The organism is [Clostridium] ultunense DSM 10521 (assembly GCF_000511955.1).
GTDB lineage: Bacteria > Bacillota > Clostridia > Tissierellales > Tepidimicrobiaceae > Schnuerera > Schnuerera ultunensis.
In genome coordinates this window covers 1-3,003 of the sequence record NZ_AZSU01000008.1, presented here as the reverse complement: position 1 = coordinate 3,003, position 3,003 = coordinate 1, and the positions used below count along the sequence as shown (strand labels likewise).

The 3,003-nt window shown below is 37.5% G+C and carries 4 protein-coding genes; all 4 read right to left on the bottom strand.

Translation table 11 applies throughout. From position 1 onward, the window contains the following. Positions 1 to 1,103: sodium ion-translocating decarboxylase subunit beta (locus CUL_RS17665; protein WP_035143357.1), on the bottom strand; the 1,103-nt coding region annotated here is incomplete at its 3' end. A gap of 25 nt (positions 1,104 to 1,128) precedes the next feature. After that, the gene (locus CUL_RS0115220) at positions 1,129 to 1,536 is read right to left on the bottom strand and encodes a DUF2118 domain-containing protein (RefSeq protein ID WP_005583048.1); all 408 of its coding nucleotides are present in this window, start codon (positions 1,534 to 1,536) and stop codon (positions 1,129 to 1,131) included. A 25-nt stretch (positions 1,537 to 1,561) separates the two neighbouring features. After that, the gene (locus CUL_RS18165) at positions 1,562 to 1,912 is read right to left on the bottom strand and encodes an OadG family protein (protein ID WP_025642552.1); all 351 of its coding nucleotides are present in this window, start codon (positions 1,910 to 1,912) and stop codon (positions 1,562 to 1,564) included. Positions 1,913 to 1,945: 33 nt separating this feature from the next. After that, positions 1,946 to 3,003, bottom strand: a 1,058-nt coding sequence (locus tag CUL_RS0115210) for an acyl-CoA carboxylase subunit beta (RefSeq protein ID WP_025642551.1), incomplete at its 5' end; no start/stop codon positions are given.

Genomic DNA, 3,003 nt, shown 5'->3' with positions numbered 1-3,003 from the left:
TGCATTAGTAAAAAGTTTCTTGGGTTGGCTTCTTGCCCAACTTTTTGGGCAACTCTTGCTGCCATTGGTACTGCCGATACTCCTGCTGCTCCAATTAACGGATTTACTTTTCCTCCAGTTGCTTTACACATTATTTTTCCGAATATTACTCCTGCTGCGGTTCCTATGGAGAAAGCTATTAGTCCTAATATTATTATCTTTATTGTTCCCCATTGGATAAAGATTTCTGCGTTGGCTGTAGCTCCTACTGTTAATCCTAGAAATACTGTTACTATATTCATTAACTCATTTTGTACTGTTTTAGATAATCTCTCTACTACCCCTGATTCCCTCATTAGATTACCTAACATTAACATTCCTACTAATGGCCCTGCTGAAGGTAATATCAATGTTACAACTACTGCAATCATTATGGGAAATATTATCTTTTCTTTTTTAGATACGGGGCGTAGTTGTTCCATTACTATTTTTCTTTCTTCTTCTGTGGTCAATGCTTTCATTATCGGTGGTTGTATTATTGGTACTAATGCCATGTAGGAGTAAGCTGCTACTGCTATGGGCCCTAATAGATGAGGCGCTAATTTACTTGTTAGGTAGAGGGCTGTTGGTCCGTCTGCTCCTCCTATTATTCCAATGCTTGCTGATTCCGGTCCTGTAAATCCTAAGGCAATTGCACCGATAAATGTAAAGAATATACCGAATTGGGCTGCTGCCCCTAATAATATACTTTTAGGGTTAGCTATTAAGGGGCCAAAGTCGGTCATGGCTCCTACTCCTAAAAATATTAATGGTGGATATATGCCTAGTTTTACTCCTTGGTATAGATAGTATAATAGTCCTCCTAGTTCTTTGGTTTCTGATACCAATTTCCCTGTATTTGGATCTTTTACTATCTCTACTATTGGTTCTTTCATAAGTCCTGCTAATGGAAGGTTTGCAAGTAGCATCCCAAAGGCTATTGGTACTAATAGAAGTGGTTCAAATTCCTTCTTAATGGCAAGATAAAGAAGGACAAAGGATACTAGTAGCATAAAAATTTGCCCACCGGTGATTGTGGCAAATCCAGTGCTCTGTAAAAAATCCCCTAATATATCTATAAGCATTTAATTTACCCTTCCTTTCATCTGTTTATTCTAATACTATTAACTTGTCTCCAGTGTTTACAGAAGCACCTTTTGTAACGACTATGCTTGCTACTTTACCGTCTCTTGGTGCAAGGATTTCGTTTTCCATTTTCATGGCTTCAAGAATGGCTAATACTTGTCCTTCTGTTACTGTATCTCCTTGGCTTACGTTTATGCTAAGTATGGTTCCTGGCATTGGAGCTTCTACTGCTTCTGAACCTTCTGTTATTATTACTTCTTTTTTCTCTTCTGCTTTTGGTGCTGGCTGTGGTGCTGGTGCTTTTTTAGTTGTTGGTTGTGGTGTTGTTGCTGGTTGTGGTGCTGGTCTTTGGGTTGTACTTACTCTATCTGTTATTTCTTCTACTTCAACTTCGTATTGGTTTCCGTTCACATTTATTATAAATTTTCTCATTTTATTACCTCCTATAGTATGATTGTTATAATCTCTCAAGGATTTGTTCTCTTCTTCCTGCCTCTGACCATAGAGGAGTTGTTGGAGAGATTCTTTTTATGGTTTTTATCTTTATTTGAGGAATTGTTGTCCCTAAGCTTGCTGCTACTGCTGCTGCTATTACTGCTACTAGTTCTTCGTCGTTTACTTTTTCTTCGGATACTATTTGTTCTTTCTTTTCTACTGCTTTTTCTTCTACAATTGCTTTTTTAGGTTCTTCTTTGCCTTTTTTACCATTTGTAGTAATTCTTAGTATTTCTATTAAATAGGATATAGCTATTAATACTATAAATACTACTACCATACTAAATATAGTTATCGTCAAGCTTTCTCCCATGGTTATTATGCCTCCCAAGTTTTATCACCTCTTCTATACTGGTAGATTACCATGTTTCTTTTTAGGGTTGGTTTCTCTTTTACTTTCTAACATGTCGAATGCTGATATTAATCTTGGTCTTGTTATGCTTGGTATTATTACGTCGTCTATGAATCCTCTTTCTGCTGCTATATATGGGTTTGCTACCGTGTCTCTGTATTCCTTTATTTTTTCTTGTCTCGTTTCCATTGGGTCTTCTGAATTTTTTATGTCGTTTTTAAATATTATGTTTGCTGCTCCTTCTGGCCCCATTACTGCTATTTCTGCGTTAGGCCATGCTAGTACTTGGTCTGCTCCTAGGTCTTTACTGCACATGGCCAGATAGGCTCCTCCGTAGGCTTTTCTGATTATTAATGTTACTTTTGGTACTGTGGCTTCACTGTAGGCATAAAGCATTTTTGCACCATGTCTTATTATTCCTCCGTATTCTTGGTCTGTGCCTGGTAAGAAGCCTGGTACGTCTACTAGGTTTAATAATGGTATATTGAAGGCGTCACAGGTTCTTATGAATCTTCCTGCTTTGTCTGAGGCGTTTATGTCTAGGCAGCCTGCTAGTACTCTTGGTTGATTTCCTACTACCCCTACTGTTTTTCCGTTTAATCTTATGTAGCCTGTTATTATGTTTTGAGCATAGTAAGGTTGTACTTCGAAAAACTCATTATTATCTGCTATTAATTTTATTATTTCTTTCATGTCGTAGGGTTTGTTTGGGTTTATGGGTACTATTTCATTTAAGCTTTCTTCTACTCTATTTATATCATCACTGCATTCATATACTGGTGGTGTTTCTAGATTGTTGGATGGTAGATAGCTAAGTAGAGTTCTTATCCTTTTTATGCTTTCTTCTTCATTTTTATCCATGAAATGGGCTACTCCTGATATTTTATTGTGAGTATTGGCCCCTCCTAGTTCTTCTTGGGTTACGTCTTCTCCTGTTACGGTTTTTATTACTTGGGGTCCTGTGATGAACATCATACTTGTTTTATCTACCATGAATATGAAGTCGGTTAAGGCTGGTGAGTATACGGCTCCTCCTGCACTTGGCCCCATTA

Excerpts from the sequence above, each read along its gene's own strand:
- CUL_RS0115220 (WP_005583048.1), bottom strand. The coding sequence starts at position 1,536 with ATGAGAAAATTTATAATAAATGTGAACGGAAACCAATACGAAGTTGAA.
- CUL_RS18165 (WP_025642552.1), bottom strand. The coding sequence starts at position 1,912 with ATGGGAGAAAGCTTGACGATAACTATATTTAGTATGGTAGTAGTATTT.